Consider the following 20,872-nt stretch of genomic DNA (forward strand, 5'->3'; position numbering starts at 1 on the left):
ACAGTTGAGTAGGGCTGTAAAAGCTGATGAAATCAGCGTAGTAGAGCCCACTCAACCGCTGCGTCTTGCTCGACAATCCAAAAATAATTGAGAGGCTAGGACTTTTGTCCCAGCCCCTTTTTTTAATGCTAAGAATGCAGTAAATTCAAGGCTAAATTAAGATTTTATGATAAAATAAGAACATGAAAACCAGAATGAAAGAATTAGTGGAATTACTCAATCGATATGCTTACGAGTATTACACAAAAGACGCTCCATCTGTTTCAGATAGTGAATATGATCAATTATATCGGGAGTTGGTGGAACTAGAAACCGCTCATCCTGATGAGATCTTACCAGAGAGTCCAACTCACCGTGTAGGTGGGGTGGTTTTAAAAGGCTTTACCAAATACCAGCACCAGTATCCCCTTTATAGTTTGCAGGATGCTTTTTCGCGTGAAGAATTAGAAGCCTTTGATCAGCGTGTCCGTAAGGAATTTCCTTCTATCAGCTATGTATGTGAGCTGAAGATCGATGGCTTGTCCATTTCCCTCACCTATGAAAATGGAGTCCTCGTAACGGGGGCGACACGTGGGGATGGTTCTGTCGGTGAGGATATTACAGAGAACCTCAAGCGGGTCAAGGACATTCCTTTAGTGTTACCAGAGCCAGTGAACATTACAGTTCGAGGCGAGTGCTATATGCCACGGGCTTCCTTTGATCGGATCAATCAGATCCGTCAAGAAAACGGCGAGCCGGAGTTTGCTAATCCGCGGAATGCTGCTGCAGGAACGCTTCGCCAATTGGATACGAAAATCGTGGCCAAGCGAAATCTCGCGACCTTCTTGTATCAAGAAGTGAGTCCAACTGATCAAAGCAGTCAGGAAGGCGTGCTTGAGAAATTAGCCCGCTTAGGCTTTGTTGTGAACCGAGAGCGAGTGCTGGCTGAGGATATGGAGCAAATTTGGGACTTCATCCAAAAAGTAGCTCAGCTTCGAGAGGATCTTCCCTACGATATCGATGGGATCGTCATCAAGGTCAATGACCTAGCTGTTCAAGAAGAACTAGGCTTTACCGTAAAAGCTCCTAAATGGGCTGTCGCCTATAAGTTTCCAGCTGAAGAAAAAGAAGCAAAAATTTTATCAGTCGATTGGACGGTTGGACGGACCGGTGTTGTGACGCCAACTGCCAATCTAACTCCAGTCCAGCTAGCAGGAACCACTGTTAGTCGGGCAACCTTGCACAATGTGGACTATATTGCTGAAAAAGACATTCATCAGGATGATACCGTCATTGTCTATAAGGCGGGTGATATCATTCCTGCGGTCTTGCGTGTCGTCAAAGATAAGCGAGTCTCTGATCAAGCATTAGCCATTCCAACTCATTGTCCGAGCTGCCAGAGTGAGTTGCTTCATTTCGAGGATGAGGTGGCCCTTCGCTGTATCAATCCGCTCTGTCCAGCCCAGATTAAGGAAGGATTGAACCACTTTGCCAGTCGGGATGCTATGAATATCACAGGCTTGGGTCCAGCTGTTGTAGAGAAACTCTTCGCAGCTCAGTTGGTAGAGGATGTAGCTGGGATCTATCGTCTGACAGTCGAGGACCTATTGACTTTGGAAGGCTTTAAAGAAAAATCTGCTGAAAAACTCTATGAAGCCATTCAAGCTTCAAAAGAAAATTCAGCTGAGAAGTTGCTCTTTGGTTTGGGGATCCGCCATGTCGGTAGCAAGGTTAGTCAAATCTTGCTCCAAGAATTCCATGACCTCGATCAATTGGCTACAGCTGATCCAGAAAGAATTGCCAGCATTGATAGTCTCGGTATGGTCGTGGCTGAAAGCCTCAAGCGTTATTTCGCTCAAGAAGGATCCAAGCGCCTATTGCAAGAGCTTAAAGAAGCTGGTGTCAATATGGCTTATCTTGGTGAGAAAGTCGCTGCTGATGCGGCCCTATCAGGAATGACAGTCGTTTTGACTGGGAAGCTAGAGCGCCTCACGCGTTCAGAAGCCAAGGCAAAATTAGAAAGTCTGGGCGCTAAGGTAACCGGATCGGTTTCCAAAAAAACAGATTTGGTCGTTGCAGGTAGTGACGCTGGTAGCAAATTAACCAAAGCACAAGAATTAGGAATCCAGGTAGAAGATGAGGCCTGGCTTGAAAGTTTATAGAGGATCTTTATGGTAGAACGAATCAAAAAAGCCCGTTTAATTTATAATCCGACCTCTGGGCAAGAAATTATCAAGAAAAATATTGCGGAAGTCTTGGACGTACTCGAAGATGTGGGCTATGAGACTAGCGCTTATCAAACGACTCCAGAACCATTTTCTGCCCAAAATGAAGCAGAAAGAGCCGCTAAGGCAGGCTTTGATTTAATCATTGCTGCTGGTGGAGATGGCACGATTAATGAAGTGGTCAATGGAGTTGCAGGTCTGGAGAATCGTCCGCAGATGGCCTTTATCCCAACCGGCACAACCAATGACTATGCGCGTGCCTTGAAGATCCCGATGGGAGATCCAGTGGCAGCTGCCCGCATTATCGAAAAGAATCAAACCATTCAAATGGACATTGGTCGTGCTTATGGCAGTAAGTATTTTATCAATATTGCTGCAGCAGGGACCATGACAGAATTGACCTTCAGTGTCCCAAGTAGTGTCAAATCTCGCCTGGGTTACTTTGCTTATGTAGCTGAAGCAGCTAAAATGTTGCCGAGGAACAAGGCTCGTAAGGTACGGATCGAACACGATAATGGCGTTTTTGAAGGTCCAGCTTCGATGATTTTTGTGGCTTTGACCAACTCTATTGCTGGCTTTGAAAGTGTCGCACCAGATGCTAAGCTCGATGATGGAAACTTCACCTTGATTATCGTAAAAACTGCTAAGCTCTTTAACATGTTGTCCTTGATGATTCAGGCCATTAATGGAGGCAAGCATGTGCACGATGAAAATGTAGAATATCTCAAGACCAAGAAGTTGTCGATCGAAATGTTAGGGAAAAATGCTCAACCATTCCGCATCAATCTAGATGGCGAATATGGGGGAGATACTCCAGTTGAATTGGAAGTCTTTCATAATCACTTGGAATTCTTTGCGAATATTGATGAAATCAACAACGATGCATTGGTTCATACATCTGAAGAATAAAAACAAATAGTTGGAACCATATACGTGTTTCACGAGCGAATGGTTCCTTCGGTATCAAATTGGAAATAGGAAAATGTTATGCGACAATACCATGTAAAGCTTCATTTTCATAAGCAAAAAGGAAATTATTTTGCCTATGATATGTGGCAATGGCAGGATCAAGTAGAAGGAAAATCAGTCTCTTTCTCCAAGTTGGATTATTTTGGAGTGGAGGGAAATCTGGTATACGAGAGTAAGGATGCCTTGAACCGGGGCCATGTCCTAGTTAAAGAAGGGGATTGGCTCACTAAGACCCGGGACTTTGAAATCGAACTCTTACCAGAAGGGCATGTTCGAGAAGTGTGGATTCTTGATGGAGACGATACAGTCTATTATTCTTTGCAAGCTGCTTTGACGAGTCATGCATACAGCCATCGTCAGCCTCATGCCTACGATATGGCGATGCGCCCTCGAGAGTTTGATGCCAAGTGGGCGTATCAAGGATGGCTCGGTCATCGGGAGGAAGAAGGAGAGCATTGCTTTAAACTGTGGGCTCCTACTGCTAAGAAAGTTGAATTGTTACTCTATCAATCAACAGAATTGGATGCGCCTATTTGGAAAACTATTCCGATGATGCGTGGCAAACAAGAGTCTAGCTACCACCCAGAAAATACCCATGGTGTTTGGATTTTAGATTTTCTAGGAAATTTAAGTGGCATGGCTTATCAATATCGTGTGAATTTTGAACACCATACTCAAGTGACGAGCGATCCTTATAGCATTGCAACGACAGCGGACGGGATGCGCACTGCCATTCTTTCAAGAGCAGATCGTCAGTTTGATTGGGGTCCTAAAAAAGGAGCCGATGCGACTCCTTGGCGCTTGGACAATCCTTGTCAAGCAGTGATTTATGAGATGCACCTTCGAGATTTGACCAAATCACCGACTTCAGGTGTGGACGAGTCTTTGCGTGGAACCTATCTGGGCGCTTGCCAAGAAGGAACCGTCAATAGCCATGGTGATGCAACTGCCTTTGATTATATCCGTCAGTTAGGAGTCAATGTCGTGCAACTGCAGCCGATCTCTGATCGCTTTAAACAGTACGACGAAGAAGGCCGTGTGACCTACAATTGGGGTTACGATGTTCAAAATTATTCCGCACCAGAAACGAGTTTTTCGACGGATCCATCCAATCCGAAACAAACCGTGAAAGAGCTCAAAACCATGATCCGGGCTTATCATGAGGCAGGAATTTCTGTGGTTATGGATGTGGTCTACAATCATATCTACTCGACCGAGCATGGTCCTTTCCAAAATACAGTACCCGATTATTATTACCGGATGGAGCCAGATGGTCGCTTCCAAAATGGGACAGGTGTCGGTAATGAAACAGCTAGTGAGCATGAAATGTACCGCAAGTACATGATTGATTCCCTCACACACTGGGTCAAGGAGTACCAGATCGATGGCTTCCGCTTTGATTTGATGGGCATTCATGATGTAAGGACGATGAATGCTATTCGGGAGGCTATGGATGCTCTAGATCCTCGCATTCTTCTTTACGGAGAAGGCTGGGACATGGGGACAGGTCTCGCACCAGAAGACAAGGCTAAGAAAGACAATGCAGCGCAATTGCCTCGAATTGGTTTCTTTAATGATACGGAGCGCGATGCCATTAAAGGGGCTGAGGTTTATGGTTCCATCAAACGTGGCTTCGTCAGTCGAAAATCGACGGAGAATATCGTTGCACGTGCTGCTTTAGGTAGTGCGGAGCTTGGCAATTATTTAAGTCCCAATCAGGTCTTGAATTATGTGGAAGCTCACGATAATTATAATCTTTATGACTTGCTTCAGACCCTTCATCCGAATGAAGAAGTAGCAGGCTTGGTCAAGCGCTCAGAGTTTGCTACAGCCATGAATCTGCTCTTCCAGGGCATGACCTTTATGCAATTGGGTCAAGAGTTCATGAGGACTAAATTGGTAGCGACAGGTCCTGATGGTGAGATCACCCCTTTGGATCGTGAACGGGCCATGAATTCCTACAATGCTCCAGATTTTGTGAATCAGGTCAATTGGGATCTGGTCAGTCAAAACAAGGAATCAATTGCCTATATCCGAAGCTTGATCAATTTGAAGACAAGTCTTCCTGTCTTAGAGCTTGAAAGCTATGATAAAATCTATCAACAAGTCTTTATCCAATCTGCAACTGATACCAGCGGTCTTGTCATCTATGAACTAACAGGAGACAAGAAGTACTTGGTCATCTTCAACGTCAGCGGGCTTCCATATTACCTCCAAAATTCAAATAAATTGACATTGATGGTTGGGAATAGTCGTCATAAACGACCATTCTACGTGGAGAATTTAACAGCTTCTGTTTTTGAAGTCCTAGATTAAGTTCTTTTTAAAGAAATCACAAAATCCCTGAGTTTGAAAACTCAGGGATTCTCTTTATTTAGAAGAACTGCTACTGGTCTCTGTTGAGGAAGAACTATCGTCTTCTGGGTGCAATTCTTTATAAGTTGGTGCCTTGAAGAGATCAACGGTGGACTGGTTGCCACGTTGGTTATAAAGGCTGGTTGATTTGTCACCTTTTTCCTTTTCAATCTTCTTCAATGCTTTGAAGGAATTGGTGTAGGAATAATCTTCTGGATCGACTTTTCCAAGATCATTGCCCTTGAAGAAGCGAAGGAGATCACCGGTCTGGATGCTATCGCTAATCTTCAATTGCAGGTTAGCAGCTTCCCTGATCTTGTCCAGTTCTTCCTTGGTTTTTTCGTCTGGGTTCGTGATTTCCTCACCTGTTTTGGTGTAATAGGTCCGGCCACTATAGCTCGTATACTCTGGAGTAACAAAGTAGTTAGCGGAGCGGAAGGCGACGATTTGATCATGTTCTGGTGAGAGCATATCTTGACCAACTTGGAGGAATTTGTTGGATTCAATACCTAACAAATGTTCCAAGGTTGGGAGCATATCAATTTCGCCACCATAGGTATCAATGATGCCACCCTTATCCATACCTGGAATGACTACCATATAAGGTACGCGTTGCAACATGGCATTATCATAGCTTGACCACGTTTCAGAGTTCTTACCAAGTAGAGGAGCAAGAGCTGGGTTGCGGGAGTTTGAAATTCCGTAGTGGTCCCCATAGAGAACGATGATGGAATTTTTGTAAAGACCAGATTCTTTCAGGTAATCAAAGAAGGCCTTGATCGAAGAATCTAGGTAGTTAGCGGTCGCAAAGTAGCCATTGATGGTTTCGTCCTGTGTTTTAGCTAGTGGGAATCCAAGATCATCTCCCGACAAGCTGGTCGTATAAGGATAGTGGTTGGAAACCGTAATGAACTTAGTATAGAAAGGCTGTTGCAATCTTTCTAGGTATTTGATGGAATCCTTGAGCATGTATTTGTCATTAAGACCATACTGGAAGGAATTGCTGCTGTTTTGTTTGGTGAAGTAGCTGGCATCAAAGAAGTAATTGTAGCCCCATTGTTTATAGGCGGTATTTCGGTTCCAGAAACTTCCAGCATTCCCGTGGAAAACAGCGCTCGAGTTGTAACCATTTTTTGAAAGAATAAATGGTGCAGCCTGTTGGGTATTGGTTCCACCATAGTTCACCATAAAGGAACCTTGGTTGAGTCCGAAGAGGCCTGTTTCAATCATGGTCTCAGCATCGGACGTTTTCCCTGCCTTGACTTGGTTAAAGACGTTTGAAAAGGCAAAGGTTTCCTTCGAGTGGTAAAGTGAGTTTAAGAAAGGTGTCACTTCATATTCTTTATCGTCTACTTTCAACTTGTAATCGATCAAGAATTGTTGGAAACTTTCCAAGTGAATGTAGATGACGTTACGGCCTTTGGCCATTCCAAAGTACTCAGGATTAGGCTTGGCATAATGCTGTTGGATATATTCTTCCACCGGTTTTAAATCTGCTTCGGAGGCTTTGGAACGTTCTTTGTTGGCAGCATAGGTCTGATTAGCGCTATACCCCAGAAAGGCTGGTAAGCCTAGGGCACGAACGACATAGTAGTTTGAGAACCCACGAGTCAAGAGCTCAGGTCGGTCAATTTCTGCAAGGAAAAGGTTGGCCGAAAAGAGCATAGCCGATAAAGAGGTAACCGCAAAACTAGCTCGTTTATTGAAGGGACGATTGTCCATTCGAATCCATTTCTTAAAGAAGAAGAAAGCTAGAATAGGGAAATCTAGAATGTAGATCACATCCCAAGGTCGGAACAATTCTAAAGCAGCAGCTCCGAGACCGGCAGAAACCTTGCTGGAAGCCAACATGGTATTGACCGTTACGAAGTCTGTAAACTCTCGATAATAGATGGAGTTGGAAATCAACCAAATAAATAAGAGAAGGTAGATCCCAAAGGCCAAACTATAAAAGAGCTTGGTTCGTTTGATATAAAGTGCAAGACCAATGAAGAGCAGACTGATCGGCAATGGGTTGATCACTGCTAGAAAAATCTGATACGGTCCCTGAATGTCTAAATTAAAATCAACTGAATAGGCCCACATGGTTTTGAACCAGTAGAGCAACAGAAGGGTCAAGACAAATCCTAGTCTGGTACTCATGAAATTGAGTATCGAATTCGTAATTTTTTTCACAAAATGTTACTTCCTTGTCTTATTTCCTAAAAATTTTCATATACAAGTATACCACAATTTTATGGAGAAAGAAAAAAATGACTGTAAAGGAGAGGAAAGAAATAGGAAAGATCCGGCATTTTATATCATTTGAAGCTAAATGATGAAAGCTAGGATAAAACGGTAAAAAAAGTTCCAGTAAATAAAGCCTCTCTTTGTGAAAACTGCAGACTTTTGCTATAATAGAGGATATGAAAAAACTCACAGTCAGTCGCCAAGTCGCAACAAAAATCAAACAAGGACAATCCCTTCTTGAAAAGCAAGATTTTGAGTCACTTCCTGCTTTGAATCAAGAGGTTCAATTGCTTTCAGGAGATGGAAAATCCCTAGGAGTCGGATACTTATCTGAACAAAATAAAGGGATTGGATGGTTTGTTTCACAAGAGTTGGTCGCTTTTGATCAAGACTTTTTTAAAAAGCTTTTCATCAAAGCCAAGCAATACCGTCGTTCTTATTATGCGGATGAAACGACGACGGCCTTTCGTCTCTTTAACCAAGATGGAGATGGTTTTGGTGGCTTTACGGTTGACTTATATGGTGAGTTTGTTGTTTTTTCTTGGTACAATCCCTTCGTATTTCAGATTAAGGAAACCATTCTAGCAGCCTTTCAAGAAGCTTTTTCAGAAGTCCGAGGTGGCTATGAAAAGATTCGCTTTAAAGGCTTGGACTATGAATCGGCTCATGTCTATGGAGAAGAAGCTCCGCAAGAATTTTTGATTCTTGAAAATGGGGTCTCTTACCAAGTCTTTCTCAATGATGGCTTGATGACGGGGATTTTTTTGGATCAGCATGAAGTTCGAGGTAGCTTGGTAGAGGGCTTAGCAGCTGGCAAGTCCTTGCTCAATATGTTCTCCTATACGGCGGCCTTCTCTGTGGCTGCGGCAATGGGTGGAGCAGTTGAGACAACATCGGTCGATCTGGCTAAGAGAAGTAGAGAACTATCAGAAGCGCATTTTGTGGCAAATGGCTTGGCGCTCGATGCTCATCGTTTTGTCGTGATGGATGTCTTTGACTATTACAAATATGCCAAACGCCATGACCTAAGCTATGATGTGATCGTGCTTGATCCGCCTAGCTTTGCGCGGAATAAAAAACGGACATTTTCAGTCGCTAAAGATTATCATCGATTGGTCAGCGAGGCTCTTGAGATTTTAAATCCAGGTGGGACCTTGATTCTCAGTACCAATGCAGCAAATGTGACCAAAGATAAATTTAAAAAACAAATCGAAAAGGGATTTCAAGGCCGTAAGCATCGCTATGTAGCGGAATACGGACTTCCGGGAGATTTTCGATGGAACAAGAAAGAAGAAAGTAGTAATTACTTAAAAGTATTTACGATTAGGGTGGATGTATGAAGTTAGTTGTTTCGATTATGCCTCGCTCCTTAGAAGAGGCGCAACAACTAGATAGTTCGCGTTACGAGGATGCAGATGTTATTGAGTGGCGTGCGGACTTTTTAGAAAAAAGCGAGATCTTAACCGTCGCTCCTGCAGTTTTTGAGAAATTTGCTGGACGCGAGATTTTATTCACCTTGCGGACTCGAGCTGAAGGTGGAGGGATGGAGCTGACTAATGAAGAATATGTTGGGATCCTGAAAGATATTCAATCCATCTATCATCCGGATTATATCGATTTCGAGTATTATAGTCATCGTGAAGTCTTTGAAGAGATGTTGGAATTTTCAAATCTTGTTCTCAGCTACCACAATTTCCAAGAGACTCCGGAAAATATGATGGAGATCTTATCGGAATTGACCAGCTTTTCTCCAAAATTGGTCAAGGTATCCGTTATGGCCCACAATGAACAAGATGTTCTTGACTTGATGAATTATACGCGTGGTTTCAAGACACTGAATCCTGAGCAAGAATATGTAACCATTTCCATGGGCAAGGTAGGGAAGATTTCGCGCTTGACAGCTGATTTGACAGGCTCTTCTTGGTCTTATGCTAGAGTCGGAGATGAAAGCGCTCCAGGTCAAATTCCTCTTGAAAATATGAGAAGAATTCGGGAGTTATTAAATGAAGATTGACGGATATACTCGGATGGCAGCGGTCATTGCCCATCCCATTCGTCATAGTATCTCTCCTTTCATCCATAATCTAGCCTATGAATTAACAGCGACCAATGCTGCTTATCTAGCTTGGGATATTGCTGAAGAAGACTTAGAAAGCACCATCAGCCAAATTCGTAAGTTGGATATGATTGGGGCCAATATCTCCATGCCCTACAAGCAGAAGGTCTTTCCTTACTTAGATGAAGTGGATGAGATAGCCCGAAAGATCGGTTCTGTCAATACTATTGTTCACCGCGATGGTAAGCTTAAAGGCTATAATACGGATGGGATTGGTTTCTTTCGTAGTTTACCTCCTGCTTTCTCTATTAAGGGAAAAACAATGGTTCTCTTAGGTGCAGGTGGTGCAGCTTTAGCGATTATTGCACAGGCCATTCATCTAGGTGTGAAACGTATCCTTGTCTTTGTGAGAGAGGAAAGATTGGTTCATTATCGTTCAATAGTTCAGTTGGTTGAAGAAGGCTTTGATTTCTTGATAGAATTGTATGCGATTGAGAAAGATGAAGATATTCAAAACTCTTTTCATCAAGCTGATCTCATCTTAAATGCCACTGGTGTTGGAATGGATGGTCAGTCTCTTCCAATAGCGAGTCACTTGACCTTTCCCCCACATGCCTTAATCGTAGAGATGGCCTACTATCCGGCAGTGACCCCCTTTCTGCAATTAGCAGTGAATCAAGGAAACCAGAGGGTAAATGGGCTGGGAATGCTCTTTTATCAAGCTGAAGCAGCCTTTGAATTAATGACTGGGAAAGTATTTCCTACAGAGTCTGTATGGGAAGCATTGACAACAGAATATCGCCAATTTGTATGTGACTAAGAGAGGGTTTTACCTTTTCCTATTGAAAAAGCTTTATGAGATTAGAACAAGAACTGATTTTTAAAAAAACAGTCTTGCTCTAGTCTCTTTTTCATTTTGATTGAGACATGTGCCTTATTTCATGATAAGATAGAATCAAAGAAAAACGTGAAGGAGATTCCTATGAACGTATCGGTACCTATTCCAGGACATTCCTATGATATTGTGATTGAAAGAGGCGGTCTCAACCAGGTTGGAGACTGGTTGCGCACTCTTTGGGGCGATAAAAAAGTCGCCATTATTTCCGATAACCGCGTGGCTAAGCTATATGCCTCTATCGTAGAGAAGAGCCTTGTGAAAGCTGGTTTTCAAGTGGTGCGCTTTGAGTTTCTTCAAGGGGAAGCCAGTAAGAATCTAACCACTGTTTCAAAAGTCTATGACTTTCTAGCTACCCAGGGCATGACGCGCAGTGATGGAATCGTTGCTCTTGGGGGTGGCGTAGTTGGTGATTTGGCTGGTTTTGCTGCCTCGACCTATATGCGAGGAATTTCCTTTGTTCAGATCCCGACTAGCTTGACCGCCCAGGTGGATTCTTCTATCGGGGGAAAGACTGGAGTCAACACAGCACTTGCCAAAAACATGGTAGGGACCTTTGCTCAACCAGATGGTGTGTTTATTGATCCTGAAGTGTTGAGCACTTTGGGGCAACGTGAATTGATCGAGGGGATGGGCGAAGTCATCAAGTACGGTCTCATCCAAGATACGGAACTTTGGGAAGAATTGGAAGCCATGGAGGGTTCTGTCCAGAGTATTTTAGAGCATGCAGAGAGCATCATTTCTCATTCTTGCCTGGTGAAGCGAGACCATGTTGTAGCAGATGAGTTGGACAATGGTATTCGACTGTATCTCAATTTTGGTCATACCATCGGGCATGCCATTGAAGCGACAGCTGGTTATGGACAGGTTATGCATGGGGAAGCCGTTAGTATGGGCATGGTGCAGCTCTCTCGAGTTGCAGAAGAAAAGGGTTTGATGCCAAAAGGAATCACTCAAAAAATCGAAGAAATGTGTCGGAAATTTGGCCTTCCGGTGACTTATGAGAACTGGGATAAAGAAGCCCTTTATCAAGCCTTGACTCATGACAAAAAAGCGCGTGGGACCAGCTTTAAATTAGTCATTGTTCCAGAGTTGGGGCAAGCAGCGATTCATCAAATCCCTCTTCAAGAAATGAAGGACTTTTTAGAAAGAAAGGAATAAGGTCGTATGAGATATTTAACAGCAGGAGAGTCCCATGGGCCTCGACTAACAGCCATCATCGAGGGGGTTCCGGCAGGCCTTCCTTTATCTGAAGAGGATATTAATAAAGAGCTCAAACGTCGACAAGGTGGCTATGGTCGTGGTGCTCGGATGAAAATCGAGAGTGACCGTGTCGAGATCACTTCAGGGGTCCGTCATGGCTTGACCATGGGAGGTCCGATTACTCTGAACGTGACCAATCTGGATCACCAAAAATGGCTGGAGATCATGAATGTAGCACCGGTCGAAGAGAAAAAGAAAAATCTACGTAAGATCACCAAGCCACGTCCTGGTCATGCCGATCTAGTCGGAGGGATGAAATACCGTTTCGATGATCTTCGTAATTCGCTCGAACGTTCTTCTGCCCGTGAGACGACCATGCGTGTAGCCGTTGGTGCAGTTGCTAAAAGGATTTTAGAAGAGATCGGCATTGAAGTGGCCAGCCACATTGTTAATTTTGGGGGAATCGAGATTGCAATTCCCGAGAATCTAACCGTTTCAGAAATCAAGGAAAAGGCAGCTAAGTCGGAAGTTTCGATCGTTGTGCCAGAACAAGAAGAAGCCGTTAAGGCTTACATTGACCAAGTGAAAAAAGATGGAGATACCATCGGGGGAATTGTGGAAACCTTGGTTGGTGGTGTGCCTGTAGGACTAGGATCTTATGTGCAATGGGACAAGAAATTGGATGCCAAAATCGCTCAAGGAGTGGTCTCTATCAATGCCTTTAAGGGAGTTGAGTTCGGTCTTGGTTTTGAAGCAGGTCGCCTAAAAGGTAGTCAAGTTATGGATGAAATCATCTGGTCTAAAGAAGCTGGCTATACCCGTCGTACTAATAATCTTGGTGGTTTTGAAGGGGGCATGACTAACGGAGAGCCGATTCTGGTTCGTGGCGTCATGAAGCCTATTCCGACCCTCTACAAACCTTTGATGAGTGTGGATATTGAAACCCATGAGCCTTATAAAGCAACAGTTGAGCGCAGCGATCCAACGGCTTTACCAGCTGCAGGTGTGGTAATGGAAGCAGTGGTCGCAACAGTCCTTGCTACAGAAGTGCTTGAAAAATTCTCATCCGATAACTTGGAAGAATTGAAAGAAGCCGTTGCTAAGCACCGGGACTTTACGAAGAATTTTTAAGAGAAAGAGTTTTCCTTTGGAGAAGAAAGTTGTATATATTGCAGGCTTGGGCTTGATTGGTGCATCCCTCGCGCTGGGCATTAAGAGGGCCCACCCAAACGTGACTGTTCTTGGGTACAATCGTAGTGAAGCCTCTCGAACCATCGCTCTTGAAAGAGGAATGGTGGATCAGGTGACGGATGATTTCGCAGCCTTTGCCCCTTTAGCAGATATCATTATTTTGGCCCTTCCCATCAAGCAAACCAAGTCTTATTTAGAAACCTTAGCCAGCTTGCATTTGAAAGACCGGGTACTGGTGACAGATGCAGGCTCTACCAAGGCAGAAATTGTCGCACAAGCTGAAAAAGTGTTTACAGATAAGGATGTACGCTTTGTGGGAGGACACCCCATGGCTGGTAGTCATAAGACAGGTGCTGCAGCAGCAGATGCCACCTTATTTGAAAATGCCTATTATATTTTCACTCCTTCCAGCTTGACGACAGGAGGTGCCATGGAAGAGTTGAAAGAGCTTCTGAGTGGATTGGGATCCCGCTTTATTGAAATCGATGCCGAGGAACACGATCGGGTGACTTCTCAGATCAGCCATTTTCCTCATATTTTAGCCTCGACTCTGGTCGAGCAGGCTGTAGCTTATGGGGAAGAGCATGAAATGACCCGCCGTTTTGCGGCTGGTGGCTTTCGGGATATGACACGGATTGCGGAAAGTGAGCCAGGCATGTGGACCTCTATTCTCTTGTCCAACCCTCAAGCGATATTAGAGCGGATTGAAGATTTCAAAGACCGTTTGGATCAGGTGGCTGAGACCATTCAAGCAGATAACGAAGAGGCTATTTGGTCATTTTTCCATGAAGGGCGGAAGCACCGAAAAGAAATGCAGATCCATCAGCGTGCTGGACGGGATAGTGCCTATGATCTCTTTATCGATGTTCCAGATAAAGAAGGTGTAATCCTCGAAATCTTACAACTCCTACAAGGGATTTCCTTGGTCAATATTCACATCAATGAAGAGAATCGGGAAGATATCCACGGGATTTTGCAGTTGACCTTTAAAAATGCAGAGGATCAAGAGCGGGCTCAAACATTGATCAGCCAGGCGACGTCTTATACTGTCCTTGCTCGCTAGGTCTAAAGAAGGATTTGCGTCAAAAGTCCTGCTTCATTTTAGGAATATTGAAGGAAAAGCAGTATAATAGAAGTATCTTATCAGTAAAGGAGCCTAGAAAATGGCAAATATTTATGATGTAGCAAATGAACTCTCTCGGACCCTTCGAGACCTTCCTGAATACAAGGCTGTCGTAGAAAGCAAGCAAGCGATCGAAGCAAATCCAGAAGCGAAAACGCTGTTTGACGAATACGTCGCTTTCCAAAATCAACTGCAAGGCTTGATGCAATCCGGTCAACTTCCAACAGAAGCTGTGCAACAAGAAATGAAGGACTATATGGAAAAAATCCAAGCAAGTCCGATTGTGAATGAATTTTTCACTAAACAACAGCAATTGTCTATTTATCTTGCAGATCTTGAAAAGATCATCTTTGAGCCGATTCAAGATTTATACAAGTAGAAATTTCTACCAGAGTTGTCATTTCGACTCTGGTATTTTCGTTCGCCACTAGAGGAAAACAAGCTCAAAAAATTCTTGGAAACATTCGTTTTTTGTTCCAAATTTTTGATCAAAAATTGAATTCATGTCCTATTTATGATAGAATATGTGGAAAAGCACTCTGGAGATGGCAATGAAATTAAGAACCAATAGCAAGGGTCTAAAGGGAACCATTCGTGTCCCTGGTGACAAATCCATCAGTCACCGATCCATTATTTTTGGAAGTCTTGCAAAGGGCGAAACCAAGGTCTATGATATCTTGCGAGGCGAAGATGTGCTTTCTACCATCCAGGTGTTTCGAGATTTAGGAGTCTCCATCCAAGATGACGGGGATGTGATTCGGATTCAAGGAGTAGGCTTTCAAGGTCTTCAAGTCCCGACATCTCCCCTTGATATGGGCAATTCAGGAACTTCTATTCGTTTGATCTCAGGTGTACTAGCAGGTCAGGATTTTGCAGTGACCATGGTCGGAGACGACAGTCTTTCCAAACGGCCCATGGATCGTGTCGCGATACCACTGCGTCAGATGGGGGTAGAGATTGCTGGTCAGGGAGATCGCGATTGCCCACCTTTACATGAAAAAGGGACGCATCAGCTTCAACCGATTCATTACCGTTTGCCAGTGGCATCGGCCCAAGTCAAGTCTGCTCTCATTTTTGCTGCTCTACAAGCTGAAGGTGAATCGACGATTATCGAGAAGGAAAAGACGCGTGACCATACGGAGGATATGATTCGCCAATTTGGTGGAGAGATCCAAGTGGATGGAAAAACCATCCGCATCCAAGGTGGACAAGAGTTCCAAGGTCAAGAAGTCATCGTTCCTGGAGATATTTCCAGTGCAGCCTTTTGGTTAGTGGCTGGCCTCATTCTGCCAGATAGTGCGATCAAGATTGAAAATGTGGGCATCAATCAAACGCGGACAGGGATTCTCGATGTGATTCAAGAAATGGGGGGAGATCTCACCATGGAGGATCGCGATGAAAAATCTGTCTCGGCAAGCCTTACCGTTCAGTCTTCTTCTTTAAAAGGCATTCGGATTGATGGAGAGTTGATTCCGCGCTTGATTGATGAATTGCCGATTATTGCCTTACTTGCGACACAAGCAAATGGTCAAACTGTGATTGCGGATGCTGAAGAGCTTCACGTGAAAGAAACAGACCGCATCCAGGTTGTAGCAGATAGCCTCAATGCCATGGGAGCTACAGTCGTGCCTACGGAAGACGGCATGATCATCACCGGACCAACTCCTCTGCACGGTGCAGACTTGGAGACCTTTGGGGACCATCGGATTGGCATGATGGCTGCCATTGCCGCCTTATTGGTGAGTGAAGGAAATGTGGTGCTGGACCGAGCAGAGGCCATCAACACGAGTTACCCTAGTTTTTTTGAAGATCTGGAGACATTACTGCATGGCTAAAATTTTACTTGGTTTTATGGGAGCTGGGAAAACGACTGTTGGTCGTATTCTTGATCCAAAATTCCATGATATGGATGAATTAATTGTTGAAGAGATCGGCATGTCGATCAATGACTATTTCGCAGTAGAAGGAGAAGCCGCCTTTCGTCGCCGTGAGGCTGAGATGTTAGAGCGCTTATTGGAAAATGAAGAGGCTATTATCTCTCCTGGCGGCGGGATTGTCGTCAATCCTCATAACCGTGACCTCTTGGAAAAAAATCCACACAACATTTATTTGCGCGTGGATTTTGAAACCTTGTACAGTCGCATTCAAAATGACAAAGCTATGCAACGTCCCCTCTTTTTAAACAATTCCAAAGAAGAATTCAAGAAGATTTTTGATGGCCGTTTGCCTTTGTATGAAGCGATTGCTACCCATATTGTGGATGTTAAGGACAAAACACCTGACGAAATTGCGGAGATTATTCGATGCTTGTAGGCTATCTAGGTCCCAAGGGATCTTTTACCCACGATGTGGTGACTCATAGTTTTCCAACTTCTGAACGCATCGCTTATCGAACGATCACAGATGTTATTAAGGCCTATGAAAATCAAGAAATTGATTTTGCAGTCGTCCCCGTTGAAAACTCGATCGAAGGTAGTGTCCACGAGACCATCGATTACCTCTTTCACCAAGGGACAATCCAGGCCGTTGCAGAAGTGGTCTATCCCATCAAGCAACAGCTCTTGGTGGCTAGAAAAGATCAGCCTATTCGAACGGTCTATTCGCATCCACAGGCCTTGGCCCAAGGGAAGGCTTTTCTAAGGGCCCATTATCCAGATGTGGCCATGGAAATGACGGCTTCAACAGCCTATGCAGCCCGCTATGTAGCAGAACATCCAGAATTGGAGATTGCGGCTATTGCCCCTCTGGCAGCAGCCAGTGAGTATGGTTTGGAAGTCCAGGCCAAAGATATCCAAGAAATCGAGGACAACTACACACGTTTTTGGGTTTTAGGGACAAAAGAGCCCTTGATTTCAGAAACTTTAAGTCCAGTCCTTCAAAAAGTTAGCTTGGCTTTAACCTTGCCAAGTAATCTGGCAGGGGCCCTCTATAAGGGTTTGTCCACCTTTGCTTGGCGGGGAATCAATTTAACCAAGATTGAAAGTTGCCCCCTAAAAACAGCTTTAGGAGAATACTTTTTCATTATTGACCTCCTAAATGAAGCACCTGATCTAGTGCACTTTGCCTATCAAGAATTAGACAGTCTGGGCATTCAGACAAAAGTCTTGGGTCAGTATCAGGTCTATACCTTAAAAGATAACGGAATGGAGAAAAGATGAGTAACGAATCCAACTTTCTATCTCACCATGAGCGAAAGCGATTAGAGTACTTATACTCAAATTTTCATTATTTGAATGAACGAGAACAACTAGAATACAATTACCTGCTCAAAAAAAGCCAAGGAGCTTATGAGGAAGCAGAAGCCCTTCGACAGCCTGAAGTAGCTGCTACTGAAGAAGTGCAAGGAGAGATTGCTGAACCGATTGGTGACCTTCCTGTTTACCAATCACGTAGCAGAAAAACAAAGAAAAAAGCAGTCGCTGCGACGAGCGATCTACCTAAGAAACCACGGAAAAAGATCCGCATCAAGCGGATCCTCAAGTGGATAGCTCTCTTTTTCTTGCTCATTATCGGTGGCATGGTCTTTATGTTTGTGAAAGGCCTCAACAGTAAACCAGCTGGGAAAGATGCCAAGCCTGCTGTCGTCGAGAAATTTAACGGCAAGAAGTCGCGAGATGGGGTCAATATCCTGATCTTGGGGACAGATGGTCGGATCGGTGAGAAATCAGATGAGACTCGGACAGACTCCATCATGGTGGTCAATGTCAATAACAAAGAAGGCAAGATCAAGATGGTCAGCTTCATGCGGGATACACTGGTCCATATCGATGGTGTCAGCCAGCAAAATATTCCTGAATATGATGGCTACTATGACCAGAAGCTCAATACTGCCTTCACCATCGGTGAGCAAAATAACAACCAAGGGGCTGAATTGGTGCGTCAGATGCTCAAAGATAACTTTGACATTGACATCCAATATTACGCCATGGTCGATTTCAAGACCTTTGCGACAGCGATCGATACCCTCTTCCCGAATGGGGTCGAGATGAATGCGCAGTTTTCAACGGTTGATGGCGAAAAGGTCAGTGAAGTGGAAGTGCCAGATGATTTGAACATGAAAGACGGTGTCGTTCCGCAGCAAACCATCAAGGTTGGAAAGCAACGGATGGATGGCCGGACTCTTCTCAATTACTCGCGTTTCCGTAAGGACGATGAAGGAGACTTTGGTCGGACCCGTCGCCAGCAAGAGGTCATGTCTGCTATCATGCATCAGATCAAGGATCCAACCAAACTCTTTACGGGATCAGAAGCCCTCGGGAAAGTCTTTGCTATGACGTCTACCAATGTACCTTTCTCCTTCCTATTGACCAATGGACTTGGCCTAGTCGGTAGTGCTGGAAAAGGAATTGAACGAGTGACCATCCCAGAAAATGGGGATTGGGTCGATGCCTATGATATGTATGGTGGCCAAGGCTTGCTCGTCGATTTCGATGCTTATAAAAAGAAATTGTACCAAATGGGACTGAGATGATATAATAAGGGGATAGGAGTTTTGGACTTCACCCCTTTTAATTTGTAGAAAGATTGAATACCATGTTAAAGAAAAATGAAATTGTAACCGTTGAGATTGTCGATTTGACCCACGAAGGAGCAGGAGTGGCTAAGGTCGATGGCCTGGTCTTTTTTGTGGAGAATGCCCTGCCAGGAGAAATCATCCGCATGCGTGTGCTTAAAGTCAACAAAAAGATCGGTTACGGAAAAGTAGAGGAGTACTTAGAAAAATCTCCTCATCGTAATGAAGAGCTTGATCTTGCCTATTTACGAAGCGGAATCGCCGACTTGGGGCACCTGGCTTATCCGGAGCAACTGAAATTCAAGGCCAAGCAGGTCAAGGATAGCCTCTACAAGATGGCGGGAATCACTGATATGGAAGTGCCTCTGACCTTGGGGATGGACCATCCTGTCCAGTATCGCAACAAGGCCCAAGTCCCTGTTCGTCGGGTCAATGGTCAGGTGGAGACAGGCTTCTTTCGGAAGAACTCCCATGATTTGATGCCGATTGAAGACTTTTATATCCAAGATCCAGTCATTGACCAAGTGGTATTGGCACTTCGGGATTTGATTCGTCGGTTTGACCTCAAGCCTTATGATGAGAAGGAACAGTCAGGCCTGATTCGCAATCTTGTCGTCCGTCGAGGCTACCATTCTGGAGAAATTATGGTCATTTTGGTCACCACTCGTCCCAAGATTTTCCGTGTGGACCAGTTGATCGAGCAATTGATCAAGCAATTCCCAGCTATCAAATCTGTTATGCAAAATATCAATGACCAGAATACCAATGCCATTTTTGGGAAAGAATGGCGGGTTCTCTATGGTCAAGACTATATTACGGATCAAATGTTGGGCAATAGCTTCCAAATCTCTGGACCAGCCTTTTACCAGGTTAATACCGAAATGGCAGAGAAACTCTACCAGACAGCCATTGACTTTGCGGAGTTAAAAGAAGAGGATGTGGTCATTGATGCTTATTCAGGAATTGGAACCATTGGATTATCTGTCGCTAAGCATGTCAAGGAAGTTTATGGTGTCGAAGTCATCACAGAAGCCGTGGAGAATAGCCAGAAGAATGCCAGCTTAAATGGCATCACCAATGCCCACTATGTCTGTGATACAGCAGAAAATGCCATGAAGAATTGGCTCAAGGAAGGCATACAACCAACCGCCATCCTGGTCGATCCACCACGCAAGGGCTTGACCGAAAGCTTTATCAAAGCAAGCGCCCAAACAGGAGCTGACCGTATCGCCTATATCTCCTGTAACGTCGCAACCATGGCGCGTGATATCAAACTCTACCAAGAGTTGGGCTATGAGTTGAAGAAAGTGCAACCGGTGGATCTTTTTCCACAAACGCATCACGTAGAATGTGTAGTGTTGCTACAACGAATAAGAGGGTGAAAATCTTTGATTTTAAGCTATTTTACAAGCATTTTGTATTTGTAGATAAAGGCAATTTTGACGTCAAAAAGTCCTGTAAGCAACCTATAGCAATTTTGCTTGGAGGTCAAAGTGGTGCCGGTAAGACTACAATTCATCGTATTAAACAGAAAGAATTTCAAGGAAATATTGTTATCATAGATGGCGATAGTTTTCGTTCTCAGTATCCACACTATTTAGAACTGCAGCAAGAATATGGCAAAGATAGTGTTGAATACACCAAAGATTTTGCAGGGAAAATGGTAGAGTCTTTAGTAACCGAATTGAGTCATTTGGGATACAATCTTTTGATAGAGGGAACTTTACGAACAATTGATGTTCCAAAGGAAACAGCACAACTCTTGAAAAGTAAGGGATATGAAGTACAATTAGCCATAATCGCAACAAAGCCCGAATTGTCCTATCTGAGCACCCTTATCCGATACGAAGAATTGTACGCTATCAATCCAAATCAAGCACGCGCAACTCCAAAAGAACATCATGATTTCATTGTAAATCATCTAGTTGATAATACACGACAATTGGAAGAACTAGCTATCTTTGAAAGAATTAAAATTTATCAACGAGATAGAAGTTGTGTATATGATTCAAAAAAAAATACAGCTCCAGCAGCAGATATTCTTCAAGAGTTACTGTTTGGGGAGTGGAGTCAGGTAGAGAAAGAGATGTTGAAGGTGGGGGAAAAGAGACTTAATGAATTACTTGAAAAATAA

The 20,872-nt window shown here is 43.9% G+C and carries 16 protein-coding genes and 1 pseudogene; 16 read left to right on the plus strand and 1 reads right to left on the minus strand.

Annotation, left to right across the window (positions count from 1 at the left end; genetic code table 11):
* Positions 1-182 precede the first annotated feature (182 nt).
* From ligA to pulA, 3 genes are all read left to right on the plus strand, one after another.
* Entirely contained in the window at positions 183-2,141 is a 1,959-nt protein-coding gene (gene ligA, locus NMM13_RS05380) for an NAD-dependent DNA ligase LigA (protein ID WP_254727736.1), read from the plus strand.
* A 9-nt stretch (positions 2,142-2,150) separates the two neighbouring features.
* A complete protein-coding gene (locus NMM13_RS05385; protein WP_021153031.1) occupies positions 2,151-3,113 on the plus strand; it encodes a diacylglycerol kinase family lipid kinase in 963 nt (320 codons plus the stop codon).
* A 78-nt stretch (positions 3,114-3,191) separates the two neighbouring features.
* Positions 3,192-5,489, plus strand: coding sequence for a type I pullulanase (gene pulA, locus NMM13_RS05390; RefSeq protein WP_254727734.1), 2,298 nt, complete (start codon positions 3,192-3,194; stop codon positions 5,487-5,489).
* A 54-nt stretch (positions 5,490-5,543) separates the two neighbouring features.
* On the opposite strand, the gene NMM13_RS05395 is transcribed toward pulA, so the two are convergent.
* Positions 5,544-7,703 carry an LTA synthase family protein gene (locus tag NMM13_RS05395; protein ID WP_024055522.1) on the minus strand — a complete coding sequence of 720 codons (2,160 nt, stop codon included), beginning with the start codon at positions 7,701-7,703 and terminating at the stop codon, positions 5,544-5,546.
* A 230-nt stretch (positions 7,704-7,933) separates the two neighbouring features.
* Between NMM13_RS05395 and NMM13_RS05400 the strand changes: the two genes are divergently transcribed.
* The 13 genes and pseudogenes from NMM13_RS05400 to NMM13_RS05460 all read left to right on the plus strand — a co-directional run.
* The gene (locus NMM13_RS05400) at positions 7,934-9,097 is read left to right on the plus strand and encodes a class I SAM-dependent rRNA methyltransferase (protein ID WP_254727732.1); all 1,164 of its coding nucleotides are present in this window, start codon (positions 7,934-7,936) and stop codon (positions 9,095-9,097) included.
* Positions 9,094-9,771: a type I 3-dehydroquinate dehydratase gene (gene aroD / locus NMM13_RS05405; RefSeq protein ID WP_049474751.1), complete on the plus strand. Its 678-nt coding sequence runs from the start codon at positions 9,094-9,096 to the stop codon at positions 9,769-9,771. The genes NMM13_RS05400 and aroD overlap by 4 nt, the downstream gene beginning before the upstream one ends.
* Positions 9,761-10,633 (plus strand): shikimate dehydrogenase, encoded by an 873-nt coding sequence (gene aroE, locus NMM13_RS05410; protein WP_254727730.1) that lies wholly within the window; start codon positions 9,761-9,763, stop codon positions 10,631-10,633. Before aroD ends, aroE begins: the two co-directional genes overlap by 11 nt.
* 162 nt (positions 10,634-10,795) lie before the next feature.
* Positions 10,796-11,869: a 3-dehydroquinate synthase gene (aroB, locus tag NMM13_RS05415; protein WP_254727728.1), complete on the plus strand. Its 1,074-nt coding sequence runs from the start codon at positions 10,796-10,798 to the stop codon at positions 11,867-11,869.
* Between the two features lie 6 nt (positions 11,870-11,875).
* Complete coding sequence (gene aroC / locus NMM13_RS05420) at positions 11,876-13,042, plus strand: chorismate synthase (RefSeq protein WP_254727726.1); 1,167 nt, start codon at positions 11,876-11,878, stop codon at positions 13,040-13,042.
* Between the two features lie 16 nt (positions 13,043-13,058).
* Positions 13,059-14,165, plus strand: coding sequence for a prephenate dehydrogenase (locus NMM13_RS05425; RefSeq protein ID WP_070586099.1), 1,107 nt, complete (start codon positions 13,059-13,061; stop codon positions 14,163-14,165).
* A 100-nt stretch (positions 14,166-14,265) separates the two neighbouring features.
* Entirely contained in the window at positions 14,266-14,604 is a 339-nt protein-coding gene (locus tag NMM13_RS05430) for a YlbF/YmcA family competence regulator (RefSeq protein WP_003014453.1), read from the plus strand.
* Between the two features lie 172 nt (positions 14,605-14,776).
* On the plus strand, positions 14,777-16,060 hold the full coding sequence (aroA, locus tag NMM13_RS05435) for a 3-phosphoshikimate 1-carboxyvinyltransferase (RefSeq protein WP_254727724.1): 1,284 nt from the start codon (positions 14,777-14,779) through the stop codon (positions 16,058-16,060).
* Positions 16,053-16,538 (plus strand): shikimate kinase, encoded by a 486-nt coding sequence (locus NMM13_RS05440; RefSeq protein WP_254727722.1) that lies wholly within the window; start codon positions 16,053-16,055, stop codon positions 16,536-16,538. Before aroA ends, NMM13_RS05440 begins: the two co-directional genes overlap by 8 nt.
* Complete coding sequence (gene pheA / locus NMM13_RS05445) at positions 16,529-17,383, plus strand: prephenate dehydratase (protein ID WP_254727720.1); 855 nt, start codon at positions 16,529-16,531, stop codon at positions 17,381-17,383. The genes NMM13_RS05440 and pheA overlap by 10 nt, the downstream gene beginning before the upstream one ends.
* Positions 17,380-18,696 (plus strand): LCP family protein, encoded by a 1,317-nt coding sequence (locus NMM13_RS05450; protein WP_254727718.1) that lies wholly within the window; start codon positions 17,380-17,382, stop codon positions 18,694-18,696. Before pheA ends, NMM13_RS05450 begins: the two co-directional genes overlap by 4 nt.
* A 62-nt stretch (positions 18,697-18,758) precedes the next feature.
* The gene (gene rlmD, locus NMM13_RS05455) at positions 18,759-20,120 is read left to right on the plus strand and encodes a 23S rRNA (uracil(1939)-C(5))-methyltransferase RlmD (protein ID WP_254727716.1); all 1,362 of its coding nucleotides are present in this window, start codon (positions 18,759-18,761) and stop codon (positions 20,118-20,120) included.
* 65 nt (positions 20,121-20,185) lie between these two features.
* Positions 20,186-20,872: pseudogene (locus NMM13_RS05460) on the plus strand (zeta toxin family protein); the annotation flags it as partial.

The sequence above is a fragment of the Streptococcus sp. CF8_St5-11 genome (genome assembly GCF_024295625.1).
In the GTDB taxonomy this organism is placed as follows: domain Bacteria; phylum Bacillota; class Bacilli; order Lactobacillales; family Streptococcaceae; genus Streptococcus.

Excerpts from the sequence above, each read along its gene's own strand:
- NMM13_RS05440 (WP_254727722.1), top strand. The coding sequence starts at position 16,053 with ATGGCTAAAATTTTACTTGGTTTTATGGGAGCTGGGAAAACGACTGTT.
- NMM13_RS05400 (WP_254727732.1), top strand. The coding sequence starts at position 7,934 with ATGAAAAAACTCACAGTCAGTCGCCAAGTCGCAACAAAAATCAAACAA.
- aroA (WP_254727724.1), top strand. The coding sequence starts at position 14,777 with ATGAAATTAAGAACCAATAGCAAGGGTCTAAAGGGAACCATTCGTGTC.
- aroE (WP_254727730.1), top strand. The coding sequence starts at position 9,761 with ATGAAGATTGACGGATATACTCGGATGGCAGCGGTCATTGCCCATCCC.
- pulA (WP_254727734.1), top strand. The coding sequence starts at position 3,192 with ATGCGACAATACCATGTAAAGCTTCATTTTCATAAGCAAAAAGGAAAT.
- NMM13_RS05385 (WP_021153031.1), top strand. The coding sequence starts at position 2,151 with ATGGTAGAACGAATCAAAAAAGCCCGTTTAATTTATAATCCGACCTCT.
- aroC (WP_254727726.1), top strand. The coding sequence starts at position 11,876 with ATGAGATATTTAACAGCAGGAGAGTCCCATGGGCCTCGACTAACAGCC.
- rlmD (WP_254727716.1), top strand. The coding sequence starts at position 18,759 with ATGTTAAAGAAAAATGAAATTGTAACCGTTGAGATTGTCGATTTGACC.
- pheA (WP_254727720.1), top strand. The coding sequence starts at position 16,529 with ATGCTTGTAGGCTATCTAGGTCCCAAGGGATCTTTTACCCACGATGTG.
- NMM13_RS05450 (WP_254727718.1), top strand. The coding sequence starts at position 17,380 with ATGAGTAACGAATCCAACTTTCTATCTCACCATGAGCGAAAGCGATTA.
- aroB (WP_254727728.1), top strand. The coding sequence starts at position 10,796 with ATGAACGTATCGGTACCTATTCCAGGACATTCCTATGATATTGTGATT.
- aroD (WP_049474751.1), top strand. The coding sequence starts at position 9,094 with ATGAAGTTAGTTGTTTCGATTATGCCTCGCTCCTTAGAAGAGGCGCAA.
- ligA (WP_254727736.1), top strand. The coding sequence starts at position 183 with ATGAAAACCAGAATGAAAGAATTAGTGGAATTACTCAATCGATATGCT.
- NMM13_RS05430 (WP_003014453.1), top strand. The coding sequence starts at position 14,266 with ATGGCAAATATTTATGATGTAGCAAATGAACTCTCTCGGACCCTTCGA.